Origin of the sequence: Microbacterium sp. ProA8, from assembly GCF_039905635.1 — a bacterium.
GTDB classification, from domain to species: domain Bacteria; phylum Actinomycetota; class Actinomycetes; order Actinomycetales; family Microbacteriaceae; genus Microbacterium; species Microbacterium chionoecetis.
The window spans coordinates 572,834-597,914 of record NZ_CP157000.1 but is presented as its reverse complement, the minus strand read 5'-3'; the positions used below and the strand labels follow the sequence as shown (position 1 = coordinate 597,914).

24 protein-coding genes are annotated in these 25,081 nt (G+C 69.3%); 8 read left to right on the top strand and 16 right to left on the bottom strand.

Annotation, left to right across the window (positions count from 1 at the left end):
• The first annotated feature begins 73 nt into the window (after positions 1–73).
• The 4 genes from helR to ABG085_RS02630 all read left to right on the top strand — a co-directional run bounded on the left by helR (position 74) and on the right by ABG085_RS02630 (position 5,762).
• Positions 74–2,212 carry an RNA polymerase recycling motor ATPase HelR gene (gene helR, locus ABG085_RS02645; protein ID WP_347977900.1) on the top strand — a complete coding sequence of 713 codons (2,139 nt, stop codon included), beginning with the start codon at positions 74–76 and terminating at the stop codon, positions 2,210–2,212.
• 77 nt (positions 2,213–2,289) lie between these two features.
• On the top strand, positions 2,290–2,748 hold the full coding sequence (locus tag ABG085_RS02640) for a hypothetical protein (protein ID WP_347977899.1): 459 nt from the start codon (positions 2,290–2,292) through the stop codon (positions 2,746–2,748).
• A gap of 148 nt (positions 2,749–2,896) precedes the next feature.
• Complete coding sequence (locus ABG085_RS02635; RefSeq protein ID WP_347977898.1) at positions 2,897–4,135, top strand: MFS transporter; 1,239 nt, start codon at positions 2,897–2,899, stop codon at positions 4,133–4,135.
• Between the two features lie 118 nt (positions 4,136–4,253).
• Entirely contained in the window at positions 4,254–5,762 is a 1,509-nt protein-coding gene (locus tag ABG085_RS02630) for an SPFH domain-containing protein (RefSeq protein ID WP_347977897.1), read from the top strand.
• Between the two features lie 51 nt (positions 5,763–5,813).
• Here ABG085_RS02630 and ABG085_RS02625 read toward each other — a convergent pair whose 3' ends face one another.
• Both ABG085_RS02625 and ABG085_RS02620 read right to left on the bottom strand, forming a co-directional pair.
• Positions 5,814–7,058, bottom strand: coding sequence for a sigma-70 family RNA polymerase sigma factor (locus ABG085_RS02625; protein ID WP_347977896.1), 1,245 nt, complete (start codon positions 7,056–7,058; stop codon positions 5,814–5,816).
• 111 nt (positions 7,059–7,169) lie between these two features.
• A complete protein-coding gene (locus ABG085_RS02620; protein WP_347977895.1) occupies positions 7,170–7,556 on the bottom strand; it encodes a YciI family protein in 387 nt (128 codons plus the stop codon).
• Positions 7,557–7,792: 236 nt separating this feature from the next.
• Here ABG085_RS02620 and ABG085_RS02615 point away from each other — a divergent pair, with 236 nt between their 5' ends.
• The gene (locus ABG085_RS02615; protein WP_347977894.1) at positions 7,793–9,220 is read left to right on the top strand and encodes an AAA family ATPase; all 1,428 of its coding nucleotides are present in this window, start codon (positions 7,793–7,795) and stop codon (positions 9,218–9,220) included.
• Between the two features lie 55 nt (positions 9,221–9,275).
• On the opposite strand, the gene ABG085_RS02610 is transcribed toward ABG085_RS02615, so the two are convergent.
• The 4 genes from ABG085_RS02610 to ABG085_RS02595 all read right to left on the bottom strand — a co-directional run bounded on the left by ABG085_RS02610 (position 9,276) and on the right by ABG085_RS02595 (position 13,125).
• Positions 9,276–9,983 carry a VOC family protein gene (locus ABG085_RS02610; protein WP_347977893.1) on the bottom strand — a complete coding sequence of 236 codons (708 nt, stop codon included), beginning with the start codon at positions 9,981–9,983 and terminating at the stop codon, positions 9,276–9,278.
• Between the two features lie 96 nt (positions 9,984–10,079).
• Positions 10,080–11,018 carry a DUF1254 domain-containing protein gene (locus ABG085_RS02605; protein ID WP_347977892.1) on the bottom strand — a complete coding sequence of 313 codons (939 nt, stop codon included), beginning with the start codon at positions 11,016–11,018 and terminating at the stop codon, positions 10,080–10,082.
• A gap of 50 nt (positions 11,019–11,068) precedes the next feature.
• Positions 11,069–11,725 carry a response regulator transcription factor gene (locus ABG085_RS02600; RefSeq protein ID WP_347977891.1) on the bottom strand — a complete coding sequence of 219 codons (657 nt, stop codon included), beginning with the start codon at positions 11,723–11,725 and terminating at the stop codon, positions 11,069–11,071.
• Positions 11,722–13,125 (bottom strand): histidine kinase, encoded by a 1,404-nt coding sequence (locus tag ABG085_RS02595; protein WP_347977890.1) that lies wholly within the window; start codon positions 13,123–13,125, stop codon positions 11,722–11,724. Before ABG085_RS02595 ends, ABG085_RS02600 begins: the two co-directional genes overlap by 4 nt.
• A gap of 108 nt (positions 13,126–13,233) precedes the next feature.
• Between ABG085_RS02595 and ABG085_RS02590 the strand changes: the two genes are divergently transcribed.
• Positions 13,234–13,914 carry a DedA family protein gene (locus ABG085_RS02590; RefSeq protein ID WP_347977889.1) on the top strand — a complete coding sequence of 227 codons (681 nt, stop codon included), beginning with the start codon at positions 13,234–13,236 and terminating at the stop codon, positions 13,912–13,914.
• 55 nt (positions 13,915–13,969) lie between these two features.
• On the opposite strand, the gene ABG085_RS02585 is transcribed toward ABG085_RS02590, so the two are convergent.
• From ABG085_RS02585 to ABG085_RS02560, 6 genes are all read right to left on the bottom strand, one after another.
• Positions 13,970–14,659 carry a hypothetical protein gene (locus ABG085_RS02585; RefSeq protein WP_347977888.1) on the bottom strand — a complete coding sequence of 230 codons (690 nt, stop codon included), beginning with the start codon at positions 14,657–14,659 and terminating at the stop codon, positions 13,970–13,972.
• Positions 14,660–14,910: 251 nt separating this feature from the next.
• Entirely contained in the window at positions 14,911–15,609 is a 699-nt protein-coding gene (locus ABG085_RS02580) for a response regulator transcription factor (RefSeq protein WP_347977887.1), read from the bottom strand.
• Complete coding sequence (locus tag ABG085_RS02575) at positions 15,609–17,432, bottom strand: histidine kinase (RefSeq protein WP_347977886.1); 1,824 nt, start codon at positions 17,430–17,432, stop codon at positions 15,609–15,611. The genes ABG085_RS02580 and ABG085_RS02575 overlap by 1 nt, the downstream gene beginning before the upstream one ends.
• 193 nt (positions 17,433–17,625) lie before the next feature.
• The gene (locus ABG085_RS02570) at positions 17,626–17,778 is read right to left on the bottom strand and encodes a hypothetical protein (RefSeq protein ID WP_347977885.1); all 153 of its coding nucleotides are present in this window, start codon (positions 17,776–17,778) and stop codon (positions 17,626–17,628) included.
• A gap of 258 nt (positions 17,779–18,036) precedes the next feature.
• Positions 18,037–18,978: an SMP-30/gluconolactonase/LRE family protein gene (locus ABG085_RS02565; protein ID WP_347977884.1), complete on the bottom strand. Its 942-nt coding sequence runs from the start codon at positions 18,976–18,978 to the stop codon at positions 18,037–18,039.
• 225 nt (positions 18,979–19,203) lie between these two features.
• Positions 19,204–19,563, bottom strand: a complete 360-nt coding sequence (locus tag ABG085_RS02560) for a PRC-barrel domain containing protein (RefSeq protein WP_347977883.1) — start codon at positions 19,561–19,563, stop codon at positions 19,204–19,206.
• A gap of 251 nt (positions 19,564–19,814) precedes the next feature.
• Between ABG085_RS02560 and ABG085_RS02555 the strand changes: the two genes are divergently transcribed.
• Both ABG085_RS02555 and ABG085_RS02550 read left to right on the top strand, forming a co-directional pair.
• Positions 19,815–20,033: a hypothetical protein gene (locus ABG085_RS02555; protein ID WP_347977882.1), complete on the top strand. Its 219-nt coding sequence runs from the start codon at positions 19,815–19,817 to the stop codon at positions 20,031–20,033.
• A 173-nt stretch (positions 20,034–20,206) separates the two neighbouring features.
• A complete protein-coding gene (locus ABG085_RS02550; protein ID WP_347977881.1) occupies positions 20,207–20,374 on the top strand; it encodes a hypothetical protein in 168 nt (55 codons plus the stop codon).
• A 123-nt stretch (positions 20,375–20,497) separates the two neighbouring features.
• On the opposite strand, the gene ABG085_RS02545 is transcribed toward ABG085_RS02550, so the two are convergent.
• The 4 genes from ABG085_RS02545 to ABG085_RS02530 form a co-directional block, all read right to left on the bottom strand.
• On the bottom strand, positions 20,498–22,174 hold the full coding sequence (locus tag ABG085_RS02545) for an alkaline phosphatase D family protein (RefSeq protein WP_347977880.1): 1,677 nt from the start codon (positions 22,172–22,174) through the stop codon (positions 20,498–20,500).
• 110 nt (positions 22,175–22,284) lie between these two features.
• A complete protein-coding gene (locus ABG085_RS02540) occupies positions 22,285–22,587 on the bottom strand; it encodes a hypothetical protein (protein ID WP_347977879.1) in 303 nt (100 codons plus the stop codon).
• A 420-nt stretch (positions 22,588–23,007) separates the two neighbouring features.
• Positions 23,008–23,931, bottom strand: a complete 924-nt coding sequence (locus tag ABG085_RS02535) for a trypsin-like peptidase domain-containing protein (protein WP_347977878.1) — start codon at positions 23,929–23,931, stop codon at positions 23,008–23,010.
• A 115-nt stretch (positions 23,932–24,046) separates the two neighbouring features.
• Positions 24,047–25,024: a squalene cyclase gene (locus tag ABG085_RS02530; RefSeq protein ID WP_347977877.1), complete on the bottom strand. Its 978-nt coding sequence runs from the start codon at positions 25,022–25,024 to the stop codon at positions 24,047–24,049.
• Between the last annotated feature and the right edge of the window lie 57 nt (positions 25,025–25,081).

Sequence of the window (25,081 nt, the reverse complement as noted above, 5' to 3'; positions counted from 1 at the left end):
TTGTCGATCGCGACGCCTCCCCGCCCCTTCCCCGCTGAACGCCGCGTCGCGAGATCCGCCAGGAGCAGATGCCGTGAACCCCATCCAGACCAGCCCTTTCCACCTGCCCGAACGTCTCTCCGCCAAGTCCGATCCCGCCCTCATCGGCGACGACGAGCAGCATTTCGCCGCCCTGTCCGAGAGCCTCAGCCAGTCCATCGCCGGCATCGAGGACCGCCTCGAGACTCTGCGCCGGCAACCCGGCGGAAGCGGTCAGGCCGCGCTCGAACGCGACCTCGAGATCCACCGGCTCTCGGCCCGCCTGCGGGTGCTGCGCCGGTTCTCCGTCGACGCGTGCCTGGGCCGCATGGTGCCCGCCGACGGCTCGGAGCCCGTCTACATCGGACGCTTCGGAATCACGGATGCCGCCGGCCGGCGGCTGCTCGTCGACTGGCGCACGCCGGCGGCCGAGCCGTTCTTCGCCGCGACCCACGCCCAGCCGATGGGTCTCCTGAGCCGCCGCCGCTACCGGTGGACCGGACGCCGGGTGACGGACTACTGGGATGAGGTGTTCACCGCCGAGGGGCTCGACCACAACGCCGCCCTCGACGATCAGTCGGCTTTCATCGCCAGCCTCGGCGCGAGCCGCTCACCGCGCATGCGCGACGTGCTCGGGACGATCCAGGCCGACCAGGACGCGATCATCCGCGCCGGTTCGCGCGGCGCCCTCGTCGTCGACGGCGGACCCGGGACCGGCAAGACGGTGGTCGCCCTGCACCGCGCCGCCTATCTCGTCTACTCGGATCCGCACCTCGGTGAGGGCCGCGGCGGCGTGCTGTTCGTCGGTCCGAGCCCGGCCTATCTCTCTTACGTCGAGGATGTGCTCCCGAGCCTCGGCGAAGACAGCGTGCAGACCTGCACGCTGCGCGACCTCGTCGCGGAGGGCTCCATCGCCGCGGTCGAGTCCGACCCCGCTGTCGCGCGCCTCAAGGCCGACGGACGCATGATCGATGCGATCGAGCCCGCCGTCCGCCTGTACGAGGAGCCGCCGACAGAGCCCCTCCTCATCGAGACGCCGTGGGGAGAGCTCTGGCTGAGTACACAGGACTGGACGGAGGCCTTCGCGTCGGCCGAGCCCGGGACTCCGCACAACGAGGCCCGCGATCAGGTGTGGGAGACGGTGCTCGACGTCCTCATCGACCAGGCCGACGGCGAGGAGGTGCCGCTGCATCAGCTGCGCCGAGCGCTCGCCCGCAACGAGGAGCTGACGCGCGTCTTCGCCCGCGCCTGGCCGCTGGTCGAGGCATCCGTTCTCGTCTCCGACCTCTGGAGCGTCCCGGCCTACCTGCGCCGGTGCGCCCCCTGGCTCACGCCCGACGAGGTCGACGCGCTGCAGCGCACGGCCGCGTCGGACTGGACGACGTCGGACCTCCCGCTGCTCGATGCCGCCCGGCGTCGACTCGGCGACCCTGCGGCATCGCTGCGTCGGCGGCAGCGCGACGCGCGGCTCGCCCGCGAACGCGAGTACATGGCTCAGGTCGTCGAGCGACTCAAAGACGCGGGTGACGAGATGATGCAATGGCTGGACGGAGAGGATCTTCGCAACAGCCTCGTCGACGAGTCCGTGCTCGACGCGGCCGACCCCGACCTGCTCGCGGGGCCGTTCGCGCACATCGTCATCGACGAGGCGCAGGAGCTGACGGACGCGGAATGGCGGATGCTGCTGGCACGCTGCCCGTCGCGCAGCTTCACGGTCGTCGGCGACCGGGCCCAGGCCCGGCACGGGTTCCGCGAGTCGTGGAAGGAACGACTCGAGCAGGCCGGCCTCACGGACGTGGAGATCGCCTCGCTGACGATCAACTACCGCACGCCGAGCGAGGTCATGGTTGAGGCTGAGCCCGTGATCCGCGCCGCGATCCCCGACGCCAATGTGCCCACGTCGATCCGCTCGAGCGGCGTCGCCGTGCTGCGCGCCGCGGTGGCGGAGCGCGACGCGATCCTGAGGGACTGGCTCGCCGGGCATCCCGAGGGTACCGCCGTCGTGATCGGCGACGCGTCGTTCGTGCCGGAGGAGCGCGTGCGGTCGCTCACGCCCGAGCTCGCGAAGGGCCTGGAGTTCGACTTCGTCGTGCTCTTCGAGCCCTCCGCTTTCGGCGAAGGCATCGAAGGGGCGGTGGACCGCTACGTCGCGATGACCCGCGCCACTCAGCAGCTCGCGGTGCTGGAGGGGTAGGTGCGGGCCTGCTCGGCGCACCCGTCGACGGAGCGCTGGGGCGCGCGTATTCTGACGCGTATCGGGCGGGAGGGGTCGTGAAGAGGCGGCACGCACAGCAGGCGATCAGTGAGGACGAGCAGATCGCCCGCTACGCCTACGTCCTGGGGAACGTTCCGGCGAGCGTCGCCGACAAGGCCTACGCAGCCGCTTTCTCTCGGCTTTCGACATCGCAGCGTCAAGAGATCGTCGGCCGGCTGGCCTCGCAGCTTCCGTTCGCACCGCAGGAAGCGGCATCCGTCGATCCCGAGGCATTCGCCATGCTCATGCGCGACCTGCGGTCGCGCGACGCCTTCGTGCGCGTCGAGGGAGCCGGTGCTTTCGCGGCCGCATTCGTCGCGAGCCCTCCCATCGCCGCGTACTTCTCGGTCGGCGCGGGTTCGGTCACCATCGACCAGCAGCCGCCCTGGCTGCATGAACTGGCGGGCCACGAAACCGCCCCGATAGACAGCGGAAGGAGGCACAACAGCAAAGGCGTAGACACGGGCATGTGGTGAGGCTGACGCCGCGACGGCACGACATCACCCATGGACGGTGTCGGCAGGGCCGGATATCGTCGCGGGTGTCGCCCGAAGATCCCACGGAACAAGGGGTGCCACCATCTCCACGACCAACGCCGCGCCATCGCTGCCCACTCCCCGCAGGGTGCAGGGCACGTACTACACGCTGCTGCTCGGCAACACGCTCGCCGCGTCGTTCATCTGGGGCATCAACACGCTGTTCCTGCTCGACGCGGGCCTCACCAACCTCGAGGCGTTCTCGGCGAACGCGTTCTTCACGGCCGGGATGCTGATCTTCGAGATCCCGACGGGCGTCGTGGCCGACACCGTGGGCCGTCGGGCGTCGTACCTGCTCGGCACGATCACGCTGGCGGTCACCACCGTCCTGTACTGGATGCTGTGGGTCTGGCAGTCGCCGTTCTGGGCGTGGGCGGTGGTGTCGGTGCTGCTCGGGCTGGGCTTCACGTTCTTCTCGGGTGCGGTCGATGCCTGGCTCGTCGACGCCCTGAAGGCGACCGGTTACCAGGGCAGCCTCGAGACCGTCTTCGGCCGCGCGCAGATCGTGGGCGGCGTCGCGATGCTCGCCGGGTCGGTGCTCGGCGGCGTGCTCGCACAGCTGACGAACCTGGGCGTGCCGTTCCTCGTCCGCGGCGGCATCCTGCTGGTGATGTTCGTGGTCGCCGCCCTGCTGATGCGTGATCTCGGCTTCGAGCCCGACCGCAGCGAGGGCCCCCTGCGGGCGACCCGCACCGTGCTGCGCGCATCCGTCCGCTATGGCCTCGGCGATCCACCGGTGCGCTGGCTCATGCTCACGAGTCCCTTCACCGCGGGCGTCGGCATCTACGTCTTCTACGCCATGCAGCCGTACCTGCTCGAGTTGTGGGGCGACGAGGATGCCTACTCGATCGCCGGGCTGGCGGCCGCGCTGTTGTCGGGGGCCTCGATCGTCGGCGGCCTGCTGGCCCCGCGGGTGCGCAAGCTCTTCCACCGCCGCACGTCGTCGATCCTGCTGGCGACCGTGTCGAGCGCGCTCGTGCTGATCGGGCTGGGGCTGGTGCGCGACTTCTGGTTCGCGCTGGTGCTGGTGGCACTCTGGGGCATCGCCTCGGCGATCGACGACCCGGTGCACCGCGCCTACCTCAACGACATGATCCCGTCGAAGCAGCGGGCGACCGTGCTCTCGTTCGACTCGCTCATCGGCTCCGCCGGCGGGGTCGTGTTCCAGCCGGTGCTGGGCCGAGCGGCGGATGTCGGGGGCTACGCCTCGTCGATGCTCTGGAGTGGACTGATCTCGGCGGTGGCCGTGCCCTTCGTGCTCCTGAGCCGGGCGCAGCGGGCGCCTGCCGACACGGCGCGTGAGGTCACTTCCGACGCCGAGGCTTAGGCGTCCGCGAGACACCGCGACATCCACAGGCCGGCGGCCGTCGTGCACGGGCAGGCAGCGCTGCACATAGATTCAGAGCATGGCCCGCACTCAGCGGACCCGATCTGGAGAATCCCCCATGGATCTGTTCGGCATCATCGGCATCGCTGCAGCTGTCGGAGTCGTGCTCGTCATCGCCCTCATCGGCTTCATCCTGTTCCGCGCCTGGTACCAGGTGCCGAAGGCTGACGAGGCCATCGTCATCGTCGGCAAGAAGGCCCGCGACAGCACCGAGGGCGAAGCCAACAAGATGACCGTCATCAGCGGTCGCGGAGCATTCGTCAACAAGCTCACGCAGCGTTCCGACAAGGTGTCGCTGCGTTCGCGGCAGATCAAGTTCGAGCCGACCGCGCAGACCATCAACGGCGTCACGATCGACCTCACCGGCGTCGCCCTCGTGAAGATCGGCTCGACACCCGATCAGGTGCGCCGCGCCGCCGAGCGCTTCGCATCGCAGGACGACGCCATCGTCGTCTTCACGACGGAGCAGCTCGAAGGCGCGCTGCGCGGCGTCGTGGCGAAGCTCACCGTCGAGCAGGTCATGCAGGACCGGCAGAAGCTGAGCGACGAGATCGCCCAGGGCATCTCGGGCGACCTGCTCGCACAGGGTCTGGTGCTCGACTCGTTCGCCATCCAGGGCATCACCGACAAGAACAACTACATCTCGGCGCTCGGCGCCAAGGAGGTGCAGCGCGTCAAGCGGGAAGCCGATGTCGCAGAGATCGACGCCACGCGCGAGGTGAAGAAGCGCCAGCTCGCCGCCGACGAGGCGAACCTGATCGAGCAGACCGCGCTCGACAAGAACACCGCGGCCGCCAAGTCGGAGGTCGGCCGGGCGAACGCTCAGGCCGAACAGGCTGAGAACCTCGCCCGTGCCGAGGCCGAGCAGGGCGTGCTGCTGCAGGAGGCCAACAACACGCAGGCTCGACTGGACGCCGAGGTCAAGAAGGTCGCCGACGCCGACAAGTACCGGCAGCAGACGCTGGCCGACGCCGAGGCCTACCAGCAGCAGATCGCGGCGGACGCCGAGGCGTACAAGCGCGAGAAGAACGCCGAGGCCGACCGCAAGGTCGCTCAGGAGCGCTCGGATGCCGATGCTTATGCGGTGAAGGCCCAGGCCGAGGCGCGTGAGGCGTCCGCCTCCGCCGAAGCGGCGGCGGTCCGGATGAAGGCCGAAGCCGAGGCCGCAGCGGTACGCGTGCAGGCGGAAGCCGAAGCGCAGGCGATCCGTCTTCGCGGCAACGCGGTTGCGGAGGCCGTCGCGGCTGAGGCCGCGGCCCTGCGCGAGAACCAGGACGCGATCCTCGCGAAGGAGATCATCGGTCACCTGCCGCAGCTCATGGCGGAGTTCGCCAAGGGATACGAGAAGGTCGGCAGCATCACGCTGATCGGCGGCGACAGCGCCGCATCCCACCTGGCCCGCGAGCAGTCGACGAGCCTCTCGGCCACGTTCGAGAGCGTCAAGGCCGCCACCGGTCTCGACCTCGGGGCGGTCATGCAGGGCCGTGCCTTCGGTCGCGGTGTCGCCGAGGGAACCGCAACGCAGGTGACCACTACCGCCGTCGACCCCGAGCCGGTCGTCGGCTGACCGTCGTTCACAGGTCGACGCCCGCCTGCGATGCAGGCGGGCGTCGTCCGTTCACCCCACGAGCTGGTCGCGACGGCGGGCGAGGTAGGCGCGCTCGGCAGGGTTGCCGGCGAGTCGGATGGCTCTGTCGTACGCCGTCCGCGATTCCTCGCTTCGCCCGACCCGCCGCAGAAGGTCGGCGCGCGCGGCGTGGTAGGCGTGGTACTCCGCGAGTGCCTCGCCGAGTCGGTCGACCTCGGCGAGTGCGACGTCGGGACCGTCCACTTCGGCGACCGCGATCGCGCGGTTCAGCCGCACGATCGGGGAGGGATCGAGCCTGATCAGGCGGTCGTAGAGGGCGACGATCTGCGACCAGTCGGTATCGCGTGAGGTCGGGGCATTCGTGTGCACGGCATTGATCGCCGCCAGGAGCTGATATCGCCCTGGTGGCGCTGCACCCGCAGCGACGGCCGCGATCCGCGCGCGGACGAGGCCGTGGCCCTCGACCACCAGGGCCTGGTTCCACGCGCTGCGATCTTGCTCCTCCAGGGTCACCAGTTCACCGGTGCGGGACACGCGCGCGGTGCGGCGCGCGTCCGTCAGGAGCATCAGCGCGAGCAGTCCCGTCACCTCCCCTTCATCGGGCAGGAGCGTGCGCAGGAGGCGCCCCAGTCGGATCGCCTCGTCGGTCAGGTCGGCGCGCACCGGGTCGTCTCCGGCAGTGGCCAGGTAGCCCTCGTTGAAGATGAGGTAGATCACAGCGAGCACCCCCGCGAGCCGCTCCTGGATATCGGTCGCGGACGGCACCCGGTAGGGGATGTGCGCGGCCTTGATCTTCGCTTTCGCGCGCGTGATCCGTCTCGCCATCGTGGTCTCCGGCACCAGGAAGGCGTGGGCGATCTGCGCGACGGTGAGCCCGCCGAGCAGGCGCAAGGTCAGCGCGATGCGGGCCTCCGTGGCGAGCGCGGGATGGCAGCAGGTGAAGACCAGCCGAAGCCGGTCGTCCTCGACCGGTCCGGTCGGCTCGGGTGGGGTGTCGTCCGACAGCATGTGTGCCGCCTGTTGTTTGCCGTCGCGATGAGATTCACGACGCAGCCGGTCGATCGCCTTGCGGGTCGCGGTCGTGGTGAGCCACGCGCCGGGGTTGGGTGGCACGCCGTCGCGCGGCCATCGCTCCACCGCCGCGACGAATGCCTCGGCTGCGGCGTCCTCTGCGAGGTCGAGATCGCCGAAGCGACGTGCGAGACCCGCCACCAGCCGCGCCCACTCCTCGTGGTGTGCGCGGCTGATGGCCTCCTCGACGGGGGATCGGGTCATGAACCCGGCAGAGCGTGGACGGATGCCGCAGACCGGGCGGAACGCGCTTCGGCGGCGCCCGCCGCAGAGCGCTCCGCCGGTCCGGTCATGGGCAGCCGGTCTCGAGCCACGTCACTCACTCGCAGGCGATTGCCGTTCGATGATCTCCGCGAGGCCCGAGGGGAACCGGTGCACCTCCTGGGGCCAGTCCAGTGAGACGGCCAGTCGCCCCGCCCAGTATCGTGCGGCCTCGTCGTCCGGCACCTCCACGACGGTGAACCCGCCGAGATGCTCCTTGCTCTCGACGAACGGCCCATCGGTGAAGACGGGCTTCCCGTCCTCGCTCACGACGCTGAAGATCGCGGTCGAGGCATCGATTCCCCCCTCCGCGAAGAGGAAGACGCCTGCCGCCGTCATCTCCTCGAGCACAGCTTTGGAGGCCTCGCTCTTGCGCTGCAGTTCGTCGGCGGTGTGCTCGGGCACCCACTCGTCGTTGAATGCGATCAGATACTTGGGCACTGTCGTCTCCTCTCATCGGGACGAGAGCCATGTCGTGGCTCCTTCGTCGTGGCGACCCGAACCGGTCGCACACCAGATCCACGAACGGCAACGCTCGGATACGACACTATCTCTGAGACTTTCGCAGGGCCGGTGTTGATTCAGGTGCGCATCCGTTGGGGCACGGGTGCACACGTCAGCGCCGATCGAGGCCACGGAGTGGCGTGGTGTCGCCGGTTCGTGAGAGGTTCGGGGGCGTGCTGAGCGACGACGACCGGGACCTGATGCGAGCCGTTTCCGACTACCTGCGGCGAGTGAATGAGCTGACCGCGCAGGATGCGAGGCCGAGCCGCACGCCGCTGGGCGACCTGCTCAGCGAGCATCTGGCGACTGACGCCGCACAGGTATCCGTCGTGCAGGAGCTGATCGCCGACCACCGCCTCGTCGACGCCGATATCGCACTGGAGGCGCTCGCGGCGGACGGCGATGGCCGGCTCATCGGCGTGACTGGGGGTGACCAGCGTCACCATCAGGGTCTTGCGGAGTTCGTCACCAACAGCCACGTCCGTTACGCCCCCGGACCGGTGGATTACGCAGAGCGCGCGACGGGCCCGAGTTCGAGCAAGCGGGTCGTCTCTCTCGGCATCCGGCTGCTGCAGTTCGATGGGTCGCCGATCGCGCTGGCCCAGCGCGCGGCGGCGCCGCAGTTCGGTCGGCAGACCGCGATGGTCGAGGTGATGGGCACCGATCCAGACGCGGTGACACGTTTTCTCGAAGCGCTGCGGCGCACCATGGTCGAGCGAAGCGTTCTTCGCGGCCAGGTGCTGTCCTTCCAGCCGACCGAGTACGGGCGCGACGCCGGCGCCACGTTCGTGGCTCGACCGTCGGTGGCCGCTGACGACATCGTGCTTCCCGACGGTGTGCTCGACGAGATCGTGCAGCACGTCATCACCATCGGCACCCACCGCGCCGCCCTGCAGCGCGCTGAGCAGCATCTCAAGCGCGGTGTCCTGCTGTACGGACCGCCCGGAACGGGCAAGACGCTGACGGTTCGTCACCTGCTCAGTGCGACACCGGACGCGACCGCCGTCGTCCTGACGGGGTCCAGCATCCGGTTCGTCAGTGCAGCCGCCGAGATCGCGCGCACGTTCCAGCCGGCGATCGTCGTCCTGGAAGACATCGATCTGGTCGCGATGGAACGCCACGCATCCCCGCAGCCGCTGCTGTTCGAGGTGCTCGACGCCCTGGACGGCCTCGACGGCGACGCCGATGTGGCCTTCATCATGACGACCAACCGTGTGGAAGTGCTCGAGCGCGCGCTCGCCGAGCGTCCCGGACGCGTCGATCTCGCTGTCGAGGTGCCGCTTCCTGCGCTGCCCGAGCGACGTCGGCTGTTCCGCCGCTACGCCCACAACCTGCCCTACAGCGACGACGCACTGGATGCCGCGGCGCAGAGATCCGAGGGCACCACGGGATCGTTTGCCAAGGAGCTGATCCGGCGGAGCGTGCTCCGCGCCGCGAAGGCCGAGCGGACCCCCGGCGACGACGACCTCACGGCCGAGCTCACCCGCCTGATGGACTCCCGCGAGCAGCTCACCCGAACGATGCTCGGCTCCGGCACCGAGGCCCGCGCGCACACACCGCCCGACGGCCATGTGGCCGGCTTCGGGTGGTCCGCCGGCTAGTGCGCGGCTTTCATACCTGCGTTCACGGCCCGATCCGTGCCGGACCGTTCGCCGTTCATGCGCTCTTCACGGCCGACGTGTCGACGCACACGACTCCCGTGTTGCCGTCCTGGTCGGCGATCACCGTGAGCTCTGGTGCGTTGCTGTCATCGACGACGGTCCCGCCTGCCGCGATCGCGTCCGCGATCCGTTGCTCGGCCACCTCCGGCGCGACATAGACCTCGATGTGCAGGCGCTGACGCGTGGTCTCACCTTCGCCGGCTTCCCCGAACCACAGGTTCGGAACCCGTGCTGTGGCGTCTCGGATCTCGTCGCTGGGCGACCCGCGCCCCTGCGACTCGGCGCTCCCGGTGAGGAGGGCGGCCCACACAGGGGCGATGGTCGCCGAACGTGCCGTGTCGAGTCCCAGTTCGATGTGGCTGACCGCGGCGGGGTCCGCGGCGACTGCGTGATCGGCGGCGATATCGGTGATCCGTCGCGCCAGCTCCACGTCCTGCGGGGTCACCCATTCGACGACGTGTTCTGTGCCCTCGCCGTCGCGGTAGACGGCGTCGTCGCTGACCAGCTTGAGATCGACGTACCCCGCACCCATCGACACGCGCGGGTGGTGGCCGACGGCATCGCCCGCCTCACCCACCGCGACGAGGAAACGTGCGCCGCTCGTGAAGTCGCCGACCCGGTACCGGGCATGCAGTCCCTGAGCCAGCTTGCGCCAGTCCGTCAGGTCGGCCGCGGCGATCTCGTCGCCTCCGAGCATGTCCATAGTGGCGAAGCCTAGCCCTGGTTCGATCGCAGCGGCAGGGCCGAGTTCACCGCTCCGCCCCGATCATCCGCACCGATTCGAGAGCGTTCTCCAGGTTCAGCTGCTCAGCGTGGGGAAGGTCCACTGCCCGTCGAGGATCTCGGGGCGCGGCCGGTAGAGCCGCACGAGGTAGTTCCAGCCCTCCGTGATCGGGAGGGCGTTGGGAACGTCGGCCGGGTAGTCGCCGAAGCGCACGGTGATGGTGCCGTCGTCGTTGCGCACGCCGGTGATGTTGTTGATCGTGTACGCGCCGCGCTCATTCGGCTCGAAGAAGCCGGCGGCGTTGTAGACCGAAATCGACCAGAACCCGTCGGCCGGGACATCCCCTACCGTCAGCTCGTACCGCCCGATCGGCAGCCGCGGGTCGACACCGATGTAGCTCGCCTCCGCGGAAGGCAGGCCTCCCCATCCGGCGGCCGTGCCGATGAGATGCCGCACGGGATCCACCTCGTCGCGGGCGCCGAACATCCGGTCGAAGCCGGTGAGGTTGCGGGCGAGCGCCAGCAGGGCGTTGCGCGTCTCATCGAAGGTCTCGGTGTCGTAGTCCGGCATCTCGAACGGCCGGCTGGAGCGGGCTTCCAAGCCGATCCCGTCCTGGATCGCGCGCACCTCGGCGAGGTCCGAGGGGTCGTTGGGGTCGGCGAGGGTTCGGACGGCGACCACCACGTGTGGGGTTCCGAACCGCTCGAGCGAAAGCTCGTGCTCTCCGGCGTCATGGAAGACCGCATCGATGTAGTGGTGCTCGTTGACCACCATGGCCGAGAGGTATCGCTCGCCGTGCTCGGGAATCGTGAGCGTCGCCCCGGCGCTGATGTCCACGACCGCGAAGCTGTAGAGCGTGTCACGGTTCAGGCGGATGACGGTCTGCCTGTCGATCGCAGCGGGCTCCCGGTTGTGCAGGAAGCGGTTGACGCCTCCGACATTGGACTGAAGGTCGTGCATCATCCGATGCGTTTCCGCACGAACGAACGTGTCTGCGTTGACGAGGGTGCTCATGGGTCGATCCTGACACGCGGCATCCCACCTGCTGGACAGCGGATGCCTGCTCATTCGGCCGCGACGATGCCCGCCCGGTATGCCAGCACGGCGGCTTCGACGCGGTTCCGCACGCCGAGCTTCGCGAGGATGGCGCTGACGTAGCCCTTGACGGTGCCCTCGACGAGGTGCAGCCGCATGCCGATCTCGGCGTTCGAGGCTCCGGCGCCGAGCAGCGCGAGCACCTCCCGTTCACGGTCGGTCAGGGCTGCCGCCGCGTCCCGGGCCTCGACGGTGCGCGCGCGGTCTCCCTCGCGGTACGGCGCGATGACCCGGCGCGCGATGTCCGGAGAGAGGTACGCGCCGCCCTCTGAGACCGCGCGAACGCCCGCGATCAGTTCGCGCGGATCGGCGGCCTTCAGCAAGAACCCCAGTGCGCCCCCGCCGAGTGCTCGCTCGATGTAGTCGTCCTCGCCGAAGGTCGTCAGCATCACGATCCGGGTGCCCGGCACCGTGGCCACGATCTCGGTGGCCGCGCTCAGGCCGTCGAGCACCGGCATCCGGATATCGAGTACGGCCACATCCGGCCGGTGACGCTGGGTGCCGTCGATCGCTTCGCGGCCGTTCGCGGCCTCGAACACCACCTCGATCTCGGGGTCGGACTCGAGGATCGAGCGCACGCCGGCCCTCATCATGGCTTCGTCGTCGGCGATGAGCACCCGGATCACTGGGCCTCCAACAGGGTCTTCTCGACGAGCACTCCTTGATCGAAGCACAGGCGATACGTCGCATCGGTGAAGTGCAGCCAACCGTCGCGGGCGGCGAAGTACTCGCACTCCGATCCGTCGGGCGACGGCGGCTCGGCGACGATCGGCACCGGACCGGGGGTGCCCGCGGGCAGAAGCGGTGCGAGCGCCGCCCGGGTCGCGCCCAGCTCGATGCTCTCGTACACCTCGGACGTGACCGCGGTCTGCGCGAACGTGATCGCCTGCACGACCGCGAAGCCGACCAGGGCGAGCCCCAGGATCACCGCCGGGACGATCGTCGCCTGCCACACCCGGCGGCGGGCAGCACGTGCGTTGGTGCGCAGAGCCGGTTCCGCGGCATCCAATGATCCATGCGCGACCGTCTCGGCGCGCAACGGCGCCCGCAGTCGCAGTTCGAAGCCGCCGCCGGGTGTCGGGTCCGCGTCGATCGACCCGCCGAGGAGCTCGGCGCGACGACGGAGGCTCGGGATGCCGTGACCGCTGCCCTGCGCACCGGTCTCGGTGGATGCCGCGGACCGGATCGACGCCGCGAGACCGTCGGCGTCGGACCGCCCGACATGGATCCCGACAGCGGCGCCGGGCGCGTGCCTGGCCGCGTTCGTGAGGCCCTCGCGGACGGTCCGCACCGCCAGTTCCGCGATCAACGGGTCCGCGGCTGCCAGGAGCGCATGGTCGATCTCCGCTTGGACGCTCATGCCCGCATCCTTCGCCCCGGCCACGAGCGCATCGATGCCCTCGCCGCCGACGGGGTCGAGTCGACTCGGACCGTCCCCGGGCCGCGTCACGCGCACCACGTCGCGCAGACGGTCGCTCGCTCGGACGGCGGCCTCGCGCAGCGCGCGGAACTGCTCACGCTGCTCGGTGCTGAGCTCACGCCCGAGCTCCAGAGCGCCGGCTTGCACCGCGATCAATGCCAGCTCGTGGCCGATCGTGTCGTGGAGGTCGTCCGCGATGCGCGCGCGTTCGTCGGCCTGTGCGCGTTCTGCCAGGATCGCGGCATCCGATTCCCGCTGCTCCTCCCGCAGCATCCGGTACCTGCCGAACCACCACGGAGCAACGACGATGAGCAGGGCGATGAGCACGCTCGCCATCCAGTCGCCGAGGGGCGCGGTGCCCGGCATCACGTAAGAGACCGGGAGTGAAACCGTCAGCACGACGGAGAAGGTGACCACGGCCGGCACGAGCCCGGCCATGTGGCGTCCGGCCAGGTAGCCGGCGATCGCTGCCGGGATCAGCGCGAGTACCAGCACTGAATCACCCCACCGCGCCAGCGGCAGAGCGATCGACGTCGCGAGGACGAGGAGCACGACCCCGACCGGCGTCGGCCACGACCCTCGCAGGGAACGACCGGCAGGGAGCATCCCCCCATCGTAGGAACGCAGCCCCATGCTGCGGGACTGACGAAAGTAAGGTGCAGTCCAACCTTCGGTCGGCTGTGGGGGCATCTCCCCATTCGTAGCGTCGCAGGCATGGACCTCCTCGGACTGCTGACGACCCTCGTGACCGACCTCGCGGCATCGCCGTGGGTGTATCTGATCGTGCTCGCCGTGTGCGTGATCGACGGGTTCTTCCCGCCGATCCCGAGCGAGACGGTCGTGGTCGGCGCCGCCACGGTGTCGGTGGTCACGGGCCAGCCGAACCTGCTGCTGCTCATCGGCGTGGCTGCCGCAGGCGCCATCATCGGCGACAACATCGCGTATCAGCTCGGCCGGGTACTGGGCACGGACCGCTTCCGGTGGATGCGCACGAGCCGCGTCACCAGCGCGGTCGAGTGGGCCCGCCGCGGGCTGGACCGCCGCGGTGCGCTCCTCATCTTCACCGCGCGCTACATCCCGGTCGGCCGGATCGCGGTGAACATGACCGCCGGCGCGACGGGCTACCCGCTTCGCCGGTTCCTGCCTCTGTCGATCGCCGCCGGCATCACCTGGGCGGCATACTCGGCGGTCTTCGGGATCGTCGCCGGGCAGTGGCTGCACGACCAGCCGCTGCTGGCCATCGTGCTCGCGATCGTGATCGCCGCGGCGATAGGAGCGGTGGTGGATGCCGTCATCCGCCGCCTCGTCAACCGTGAGGCGCGTCCGGTCGGCGCGGTACTGCCCGACAGCGAAAGCCCGCAGGTCACCTCGGCGGCGCGTCCCGGCGCGGTGTGACGCGTGTAAGCGCGAAAACACCCCGGGGCACCCGGGGCGTTTTCGCATACTGGGCTCAGCCGGCAACCCGAGCTGTCTCGGCCGTCGCGGCATCCGCGCTCGCGTCGGTGACGGCGCCGCGGACGAGCTGCACGCTCGCCCAGAGGCACGGGATCAGCATCGTCACCCCCCCGAGCACGGTCGTGTCCACCGGGAGCGGCACGAAGCCGACCAAGACGGGCAGCGCGAACAGCAGTGGAACGACGATCGGCACGATCCGGCTGCGCCACAGTGCGAACACCAGGAGCGGAAGGGTGAGGAAGAAGCCGACGAGGCCGACGAGCAGCGGGACCCCGAACCACGGGCTTGCCGAGAGGCTGACCACCTGCGAGACCGCCGCGTCCGTGTCGGCCGCGGAGATCAGAACGGTCATCATGGCGAGCTCGTATCCCAGCACCACCAGGAGGACGACCGCCGTGACCATTCCGGTGATCAGGCCGATCGCGCCGAGTGTTCGTCCCCGACCACGTGCGATCGTGCAGCCGCCGATTCCCAGCGCGGCCGCCATGAGGATGGCCGAGCCGAAGATCTGCAGGCCCAGTGCCAGGTACTCACCCCCCGTGCCTTCGGCGATCGCTGTGAATTGGTCCTCGGCGGTCTCGTACGGTTCCGGGTGCAGCAGCCCCGGGAGCACGAAGAGACCGAGCGGGGCGAGCGTGATCCCGATCGCTCCCAGCCAGCGCAGCGCCACATCAAGACGTCGCATGATTTGCCACCTTCCACGTAGTTTGCGGTGCACCGTCGGTGCGAAGGCCACCATGCCCGCTTCCGCCGGGGTCGCACATCCCACGAGACGCGGCGCCTCGCGCACCGGAAGTCCCCATCGGATCTCGCAAAGTCGTAGCCTGGCGTCCGACTTCGGTCTGACGCTCCGGTCGTTGAGCGATGCTCACCGCAGTGTGACCGGGACGAAGACACAGACGGGTAGGGGTGGACTTCGCCCCGTCTTCGGTTCGCTCAACGACCGGGGGGCGAGTCGTCCCTGTGGACGACCGTCGGCCGCATGAGACCGCAGTCGTACGCGAGCACCACCGCCTGCACCCGGTCGCGCAAGCCGAGTTTCGCCAGGATGCGCGTGATGTGGGTCTTGACGGTCGCCTCACCCATGAAGAGCTGAGCGCCGATCTCGCTGTTGGACAGACCCCGCGCGATCGCCTCGAACACATCGAGCTCCCGCGGCGTCAGGCCGGCGAGTCGGTCGGGCACGCCATCGACGGGCGGTGGCTGACTCACGTACGACTCGACGAGCCGCCGTGTGACCGACGGGGCGAAGAGCATCGCTCCGCTCAGGCACGCCCGGATGGCGGCGGTGAGATCGGCCGGCGGCGTCGTCTTCAGGAGGAACCCGCTGGCCCCGGCGCGCAGCGCGCCGAGGACGTATTCGTCGAGATCGAACATCGTGAGCATCAGGACGCGCGCCTCGGGCCGGGCGTCGATGACCCGCCGGGCCCCCTCGATGCCGTCGGTGCCCGGCATCTGCACGTCCATCAGGACTACGTCGGCACGAGTGGCAACCGCCTCGCGCGCGGCCGACGCGCCGTCGGAGGCCTCGCCGACGACCCGCATGTCGGGTTCCGTGTCGATGATGGCCCGCAATCCGCCACGGATGAGGTGCTGATCGTCCGCGATCAGCACGCGGATCGGAGATTCTGCCATCAGAGCCTCGCGACAGCGTCGGCCGAGAGCACCGCTTCGACGAGGAACCCCTCATCTGTCCACCCGGCTCGGAAAGTTCCGCCCACGCCTCCCACACGCTCGTCGAGCCCGATGAGCCCGAAGCCCGTGGTCTCGGAACTCCGAGAGGGCGGATCTGCGCGACGTACGCCGTCATCCCTGACGCCCACACGCACCTCGTCGCCCGACCACTCCACGCCGATCCGCACGTTGCGTCCGTTGGAATGCCGCACGATGTTCGTGAGACTCTCCTGCACGATCCGATAGACGACGTCGTCGAGGTTCGGGGGCACCGGCGTCTGCTGGAGCGAGATCTCCAGTCCTGTCTTGCGCATCCGGTCCACCAGTCTTTGCAGCGGCTCACGAGTGGCTCTGGCCAGACCAGGGGCGCCGATCGCGCCGGAGTCGAGGAGATCGAACATCACCTCGAGTTCTTTGATGGTGTGCTCAGCGGTATCGCCCACGGTCTTCAGGGCATCCCTCGCGGCCGCCGGATCGCGCTCGCGCAGCGCGGACGCGGCCGAAGCCTGCATCACCATGACGCCGACCGAATGGCTCGCGACATCGTGCAGTTCGCGAGCGATCCGGAGGCGCTCCTCGCGGCGGGTTGCTTCGACCCGCGCCTCCAGATCCGCGCGGAGCCGGTCGGCTTCAGCAGACGCGGCCCGGGCGGCCCGGTCCTGCGCCGACCACTCGAGCCCCGCGAACGCCGGCAGCGCGATCACCGCGAGGCAGAAGAGGCCGTTGCCCGGTTCGTGGAGGTCGAACCATCCGGCTGACGCGGCGGCGAGCGCCGCGAAGATCAGCCAGAGCAAGGGCAGCCCCGCCGTCCCGACCGACCAGGCCAGCAGCACGATGCAGAGCAGACTCGAGAGGCCCGGCAGCACCCCGGCCAGCAGGCCCGAGACGACGCCAGCCGTCGCCACGATGCACGCGATGGTGACGAAGCGACGCCTGACGAGCACGCAGGCCGGCAGCACGATGGCAAGGGCCCATGAGAGGGGACTCGGCGGTTGCCACACCGCAAACGCCCGTTCCAGGACTCCTCCGAGGATCAGCACCGCCGCGAGCACGATGTCGATGGTGCGAATACGGGCGTCGGGCGGCTCGCTTGAGTGCTCGAGGTTCGGCTCCGACCGCAAGATGCCCAGCAGCCAGCGCAACTCGGTGACGGCCTGCCTGCCCCGCCTGCTCACCGACTCGATAAGCGCCGGGTCCAGCTCGATGCGCGCGGCGACAGCATCCGACCTCATGCCTTCCACTGCGGCCCGGAGCAGTCCGAGCGACTGTCCGCCGAGCCGGGCGCGCTCGTCAGCGACGATCCGCGCAGCCACGGCCGTCGCATCCGTGGCCTGCAGCTCTGCGGCAGACGCCTGCGCGCGATGCGCACTCTCGGCGCGGGAGTGCACCACCCGGCCGTATGCGAAGACGGATCCCGTGAAGACGAGCGCGAAAGCCACCGTGCTCTGATTCCACGCCTCCATCGAGGCGATCGGAAATGTGAGGGCGACGAGCACACCACGCCAGAGTGGAGCGTAACGCCCGAGGTAGTAGACCCCGATGAGAAACGGTGCGAGGTAGGGACCGCCATCGGAGGTCAGGCCGGTCAGATCGAGGAGCAGGAAGAACATCGAGAGCACGACGCCGGCTGTCAGCGGCCGCTGAGGCAGCACCGTGATCAGCGCCGCCGTCGCTACCGCGATGGGCAACGCCCAGAACGTGGTCGGCAGGAAGAACGCCCCGACCGGGATGCCGCACAGCACGCCGACGACGGCTTCCACGAGGGACGGGCGCCGCAGCCACATGGCGGGAGACTACGCCGCAAGCGCGTTCGGCGCATCAGACCCGGGTGGGACACGGCCTACGACCAGACGCGCCCCCGTCGAGACCTCGGCCCTCAGAACCGTCGCCGGGATGGATGCCCGGGCCCCAGCCATCCCGGTGTGGGTGCAGCTGCGTCTCCATCTCGCGCGGCGCAACCCGCCCAGGCCGTCACTGTCAGCGCACCTCACCCTTGGATGCCTCGGGTGCGTTCGGGTCTTCTCCCTCCGCCTGCGACGGGTGGCCCTCTTGAGGCTCGACGAAGCCGCCGTCGCTGCGCTCCGGGTCTTCGCCTTCGGCTTGACTCGGGTGGTTCGGGTCTCGCTGCATCATTTCCTCCTCATGCCGGCTGCGTGAGTGTGCGCAGCGGTTCAACAACGTCGGCGCAGGGTTCCCGGTGACAGGCCCCTGCATGTGCCACCCAAACAGCCGGCGACTGCCGGTGCACCGGGGTTGCCAGCTGGAGCGCGGAGTCGTATACGGTTCCACCGGGTGCGCCGCGTCTCACTCTCACTCCTGAGTGCGGGCAACGCGCACGATCGCTCTGCGTCCGGATCCGGACATCCGGCGGGTCTGTGAACTGCCGGCTCAGAGGTCGATCACGGCGATCGCCGCCTCGTGCAGGCTCCCGAGCCAAATCCGGCCCTGGTATTCCCGGACGCCGGTGACCATGTGGTACGCGGCCCCCTGACTATTCGGGTCGACATCGACGTCGTGAATCAGCCGGCCGTCGTCGTCGTAGGCCTGGACCCGCACCGTCCGTTTCGGAGCGGGTTGCAGCCTCTCCGGCAGGCGGGTCGCCAGCTTCCGCAGCACCACCGGGCCAGTCTGCAGTCGCTCGACGACAGAATCGCGCGGGCTGGCAATGGTGACCCAGATCAGGCCGTCGCTGCCGCGCGCGATGTTGTCGGGATACCCGGGAAGGTCGCTGCAGAGCAGATCGCGGGCTCCGGCGTTCGGGCCGGTCAACCACCGGCGCACGACGGTGCGGGCTCCGGTCTCGGCGACGGCGACGAAATCCTCGGCGCGCGACAGCGCGACACCGTTGGCGAAAGCGAGTCCGTCGAGCACCACAGTGACGGTGCCGTCGACGTCGAGGCGCAACAGCCGCCCGGTGCGGGTGTTCTGAACGAAGTCGGACTTCCAGTCGTCGACCCCGAACTTGGTGGACGAGTCGCTGAACCAGACCGTGTCATCGGAGGCGATCGCGGCGTTGTTGCAGAACCGCATCGGGCGACCGCCCACATCGCGAGCGACCGCCTCGACGCCGCCGGTGCGGACGTCGATGCGGAGGAGCCCGCGGTGCGCGTCGCAGACCAGCAGCCGACCGTCGAGATCGAATTCGAGGCCAAGCGGCCGACCCTGGGTTCCGGCGATCCGGTCGACCTTCGCGCCATCATGACTGACCCGGAACACCGAGCCGTCGGCCGTTCCGGTGAAGACGGCACCTTCGTCGGCGCCGTGACCGCCGACCACGACATCCTCGGCGCCGTAGCCGGGGACCGGGTGGGTGGTGAGGGTGGGCGTCATGAGGAAGTGCTCGCCGTGTCGACGAGCGGGCTGCGCGCGGAAGGCTGCATGCTGTCAACGTAGCGTGGCCGAGTGCGTGATGGAGTCGAAGCCCAGCCCATCCTGCGACGACCGGGACGGCCCGGGCTTCGCCTGCGCACGCAGATGTGCCGCCCCACACCCGTGAACGGGAATGAGGCGGCACAATGGTCGGGCGCCCGGTGGGTGCCCGGGCGCCCGCGTCACTCAGCGGTAGAAACCGCCGTAGTAGGTGTCGAGACGGCCGCGGTAGTCGTCATCGATACCCGTGGTGGTCTGATCCCACTCCGGAGAGTTCTTGATCTGGTCCTTGGTGAGGTCGACGTAGACCTTCTCGTCCTCGTCGTCCACACGCTGCACGGTTCCGGCGGGCAGGACGACCTTGCGGCCGAAGATCCACGGCCCCGTGTCGACGACCAGGCGGCTGCTGCCGGCGTCGTCACTGGCCTCATCGATCTTGCCGATGTCGCCGTCGGTGGCGTGGACGTGGTAGCCCACCAGACTGCGTGCGCCGACACCACGGTTGACGTCTTGACGGTAATCCCACGCGTCCCAGTTTGAGGACATGACTGCTCCTTTGTGTTCAGGGGTGTGGTTTCGGAGTTGGACCCGGGTTGGTCGCTCCGATATCCACGCTAGGAAACGACGTGCCGTCACGGGACCCCCTAGCCAAATGGAACGGAAAAGCGTAAGGGCGGCAGCGCGCCCGGTGTGCCGCGGAATTTCGGATGCGCCGAAGTGCATCCGAATCGACGCGAATGAGAGAAGAACCTCGTAGCGGGCGAACAGGTGCCCGCCAAACAGGAGGGGAAAGTCCAATGAAGCGCATTCTCGCTACCGGAGCGATCGTCGTGCTCGCCGTCTTCGGCGTCGCCGGGACCGCCAATGCCGCGCCCGCTGACTCTGCGTGTTTCGGCCAGGTGCACAAGACGATCAACACCGAAGGAGCCCTCGGGTTCACGGGCGTCGGAGAGGTCGTCCAGGCTGTCGGCGGCCAGGCCAAGAACGACACCGCGAGGGGCATCTGCGGCGACTGAAGGCCCTAGCTTTTTCGCATCATCGACGGCGGCTCGGACACTCGTGTCCGAGCCGCCGTCCAGTCCTCGTCGCGCTCGGGGGCGCAGCCGTCCGACTGGCTCACGGACGACATGGAGCACGGCATCCGGACGTCCGGCGTACGCTACCAATGCGGACGACGGAAGGATCCCCCGTGTCCATGTACGACGAACAGCCCGCTCCGTCTCAGGTTCCTGCTCCTGGGGAGTCGAGCATCCCGGAACTCGAGGTCGACGAGACCGTCGCCCCGCGGCCGGAGGAGGAGCTTGCAGACCTCATGCGCGCGCAACCTGATGTCAAGGACCACACACGCCCGGACTGACCAACTTCTCAGCTAAGGGACGATCGCCGGTCCCGTTCAAAGCGCTGCGGCGGCAAGCGTGAGGACCTCACCGCCGGAACGCCGACTGATCTGTGGGGGATGACGCGGAAGGATCGGAGCCGCCTACGATGACAGGTCGGCGTCTCGCTTCGCGGGAACGGTGATGGATGCCACCTCTTCGAGACGAGGGTGCAGCTCGTCCCCGTCCTCGACCACACCGGTGTGCCATGTCATGGTGAGCCCATCCGGTCCGTCTTGCAGCAGCGCGAGGTTGTTGTCGAACCACGGACCCTTCACTGTCTTCCAGCGGAAGGGCGGGTCGGGAACCTTTGCCGAATGCGCGGCTGCGGCACCCAGCGGCGTCGCTGCGCCATACGACATCACCACCGAGAACCACCGCAGGAAGCGGGGCAAAGGGTTTCGTATCGGTGAACACACCGCCTGCACGATGCGGCTGCCGTTGTGACGCTCCACCTCGGCGAGGTAGGAGAAGTGCACGTCACCGGACAGGAAGGTCACCGTCAGCGGCGAGGGGCCGCGGTCGCCATCTGCCAGCTCCGTCGCAATCCCCGCAACCGCCTGGAAGCTGTTCTGGAACGCCGCCCAATGTTCCAAGTCGACCGCCTGCCGCAGCCGTTCCCCGACCCGCGCGACCGGTCGCCCCCAAGCGCCCTGTGCGATCGCCTCATCCCAGGCCTCGACGTGGTGCAATCCCAACGGCAGGAGGAACGGGAGCGAGGTGGCGATGAAGACGTGACGGAATCCGCCCTGCATCTGTTCGTCGAACCACGCGAGCTCTTGAGCGTTCAGCAACCCGCGAGCCGACGGAGTGAGATCTCGCGCCACGCGGGAGTCCAGGACGATCAGGCGCGACCCATCGAAGCCCCGGCAGTAGCTCCAGCGGTAGCTGTGGGGATCCTGGTTGCAACGGTCGGCGAACTCGTCCAGCGCGGCGCTGAGGTCGACGGAAACTGGCGCGGCGTCGTGGCGCCCGGTTACCCGCTGCCACAACGGGTCGGCGGCACGTTCGCGGGGAGACAGGTTGCCTAGGTGTTGATACACCCAGTACGACGCCAGGCCGGCGACGATGCGCTCGTGCCACCACGAGGTGGCCTCCATCTTCCGTCTCCAGTCGAGAGAGGCGTTCCAGTCGTCGCGGATGTCGTGGTCGTCGAAGATCATCGCCGTGGGCACGCACGAGAGCAGCCACCGATTGGCTTCGTCCGACCATGCCAACTGGTAGAGGTGGGCGTATTCTTCGAAGTCTTTGAGCTCCCTGCCCGGCTCCTGGTGAATGTCGCGACGGCTGCGGATGAAGGCCTGCATCTCCTTCGTGGTCGAGTCGGCGTAGACCTGGTCGCCGAGAAGGAGCAGCAGGTCGGGTCGGGCCTGGCGACCGCCGGCCACCGCGAGCGCAAAGGCGCGCAATGAGTCGACCCCATGGGTGCGATTGCCTGCTCGATCATGGGGGACACTGGTGCGGCACGATCCATAGGCGATCCGCGGCCGTCGACCGGGCGCGCGAGTGGCGATCACCGATGCTGGAAACTCGGAGTCCGGGTCGGGCCAGACAGAAACCCCGTCGATCTCGATACCGTACGGCGAGACGCTGCCGGGCTCGAGCCCGTCCACTTCAACGAGGGCGAAATGGTGGCCGTGTACGGAGAAGCTGCGGGCCTGCCACGATCGTCCCTCGGCGTGGACGCTCACCAGACAGTCGGCGCGCGTCTCCACCCAGATGCTGGCCGACGCCTCATCGACGTAACGCAGCATCGGCCCCAACAGCAGCGGGGATGCCATGGACCCGTTCTATCGCGAATCACCTCACCGCGGCCAGAGGTGCCCGCAGTGAACGAACGAGAAGGGGGCCATCACCCCAGAACTGAGTGCAGGCCCGCGATCGGCTGGGTTCAGGCTGTGGCGGGCCGCGGCTGCTGCCGTGCCGCGGCCTCGTCGTCGGTCTGCGATTCTGCGTCCGTGGCCTTCTTCGACGTGTTCGCGACCGCGAGTCCGGCGACAGGTACACCGAGGTAGCCGAGCACCGCGAGGGTGGCGATCAGCCAGTCGGGGTTCGTGATGCTGAGCGAGGTGAGCGCCACCTGGGTGGCGCCGACGACGAGTAACGCGAGCACATACGTGCTGTAGATGAATCGGCGCGCGGCGAGGCTCGAGATGATCGCGCCGAGGCTGTTCGATGGGGTGTTCTCGTCCATGATCCGACCCTCCTGTCGGGAATGGAGTCGGAACGCCATCGCTCCCAACGATGCGGTGTGCGAACGGCTCCGATCGATATGAGGCTGCCCCCGCGGCGTCAGATACACAGGGTGGCGCCGTCCGAGGTCGCAAGCGAGCCTCGGTGCCGGCATCCCGGCCGTCACTCGGCGGCGCAGATGACCAGATCCGTGAAGCAGACGAGACGCCGTCCGCCCTGACTCGGCCGAGTCGCCTGTGGTCGCCCCCCCCGGTCTCGTTGCGCGACGCGGCGCGGAATCCGCTGGCCACCTGACCGCCGTACCGCGATCAGTCAACCGGCTGATCGAACCGCACGAGCGGTGGGACGCATCGGGGCGGCTTTCCGGGCGTCGAGGCGCGCACAACGCACAAGAACCACGCGGTCACGCCGCGACCACGGCTCAGCCGACGCGGAGCTCCTCGGGCTCGACCACCACGTCGACGAGGGCGCCGTTGCGCCAGACCGTCATCTCCATGCGCCGCCCGATGGCACCGGCGACCATGCGGCGCTGCAGCGCGGTGGGGTCGGCGATCGCGACGCCGTCGAGCGACAGCACGATGTCACCGGCGCGGGCGCCGGCCGCGGCGGCGGGGCTGTTCGGCACGACGGAGACCACCTGCATCCCGACCCTCGCCCCCGCCTTGACCGCCACGTCGGGGCCGAGCGGCACCGTCGCCCCGGCGATGCCCAGCCAGGCGCGCCGCACACGCCCGGTCGTGCGCAGGGCGTCGATGATCTCGCGCGTCGTGGCGTTGATGGGCACAGCGAGTCCGAGCCCGATGCCGGCCACGGCGGTGTTGACGCCGACCATGCGCCCGGCGCTGTCGGCGAGCACTCCCCCGCTGTTGCCAGGGTTCAGCGCGGCGTCGGTCTGGATGACCTCGTCGATCACGCGGCCCGACCGGGTCGGCAGCGATCGCCCGAGCGCCGACACGATGCCTGCCGTCACACTGCCGGAGAAGCCTCGAGGATTGCCGAGCGCGACGACGAGCTGCCCGACGCCCAGGGCGGCGGCATCCCCCATCCGCACCGGCGGGGGCGTCGGACCGTCGGCGTGCAGCACGGCCAGGTCCGAGAGCGGATCAGCGCCGACGACGGATGCCGCAGCCACCGTGCCGTCGGGAAAGGCCAGCTCCAGAGCCACCGCCCCCTCGACCACGTGGGCGCTGGTGAGCAGGTGGCCCCGCTCCGTGATCACCGACGCACTGCCGGCGCCTGCTCCCCGCCGTGTGCGCACGCTCACCGCGGCGACCGACGGCAGCACGGTCTGCGCAACGCGCATGACCGTCGACGAGTACGCGTCGAGCGCCTCCTGGTCGTCCATGCGACAAGTGTCGACCCGTCACGGATGCCGCGGCCCGAGTTCGCGCACGGCGGAAGGTCCGCGGGTGTCAGCCACTCTGACCCCGACCGGGGATGCGGCGCCCGACCTGCGCTTTTCAGCGATCAGCCCCCGAAGCGTCCAACCACTCCAGCACACGCGTGCCGATCAGCGTCAGCCAGCGCGACGGCTCGCCCTCGCCGGCGTCCACGTCGAACCAGGTGCGACCGGGGAGCGGCGTCGTCTGCACCCACGTGCCGTCGGGCTGTCTGGCCGCACGCACGACCTCGATCGCCTCGGCGAGCCGCGGATCGGGGGGCGTGCCTTCGAGCAGGGCGACGTCGCGGAAGTGGTCGAGGGCGGCGAGCGCGCTGTAGCGGTGCCGGTTGGGGTACACGAACCGGGTCGCGAACTCCCCCACCAGCTCGCCGGTCGACGCGCGGAACATCAAGCGCCGCGACAGCAGGTACTCCTCGCCGCCGTGGCGCGCCTCACGCATGCTCGTGTCGCCGGTGGTCCGCTCGTACGCGCGCATGCCGCGCACGGCGTTGAGCGTCGAGTGGAACGACGACCGCACGGAGTCGCCCTCCTCGGCCTCGCAGTTCCAGCCACCGTCTGCGAGGCGATGCGCAGGAAACCACGCCGCGAGCTTCGAGACATCCGCGCCGAGCCACGCTCCGCTCGCGAGCGTGTAGGAATTGATGCAGACGTCGACCTCACCACCCCAGTACGGCAGGTCTTCGTACTCCCACCGGCTGTTCGCTGCGAGCTTCTCGGCGGTGCCCTCGAGCGCCGCGGCGTCCACGCCCCACTCGCGCAGGTCTTTCAGCACCCACGTCGTCGCGACCCACGGCTGCCCCGGCGCCTCAGCCTCGGCGCTGCCGAAGAACCCCGCGGGGAAGAAGGCGCCCCCGGCCCACTGGCCGTCGGCATCCTGCTCGGCCAGCAGCCGCGCGCCGAAGCCCTCCGTCGCCACGCGCGCTCGCGTCGCCTCCCACGTCTCGGTTGGCGCACCGAGAATGTCGCGCTCGACCTGCCACCGCAACGCCGGGTCGGAGTCGAGCAGCCAGTCGAGCACGGGTCGAGTCGTGGCCATGAGGGCAGAGTACCCAGGGCCGCCGACGTGGCGCAGAGTGCGGCATCCGTCCGTCTG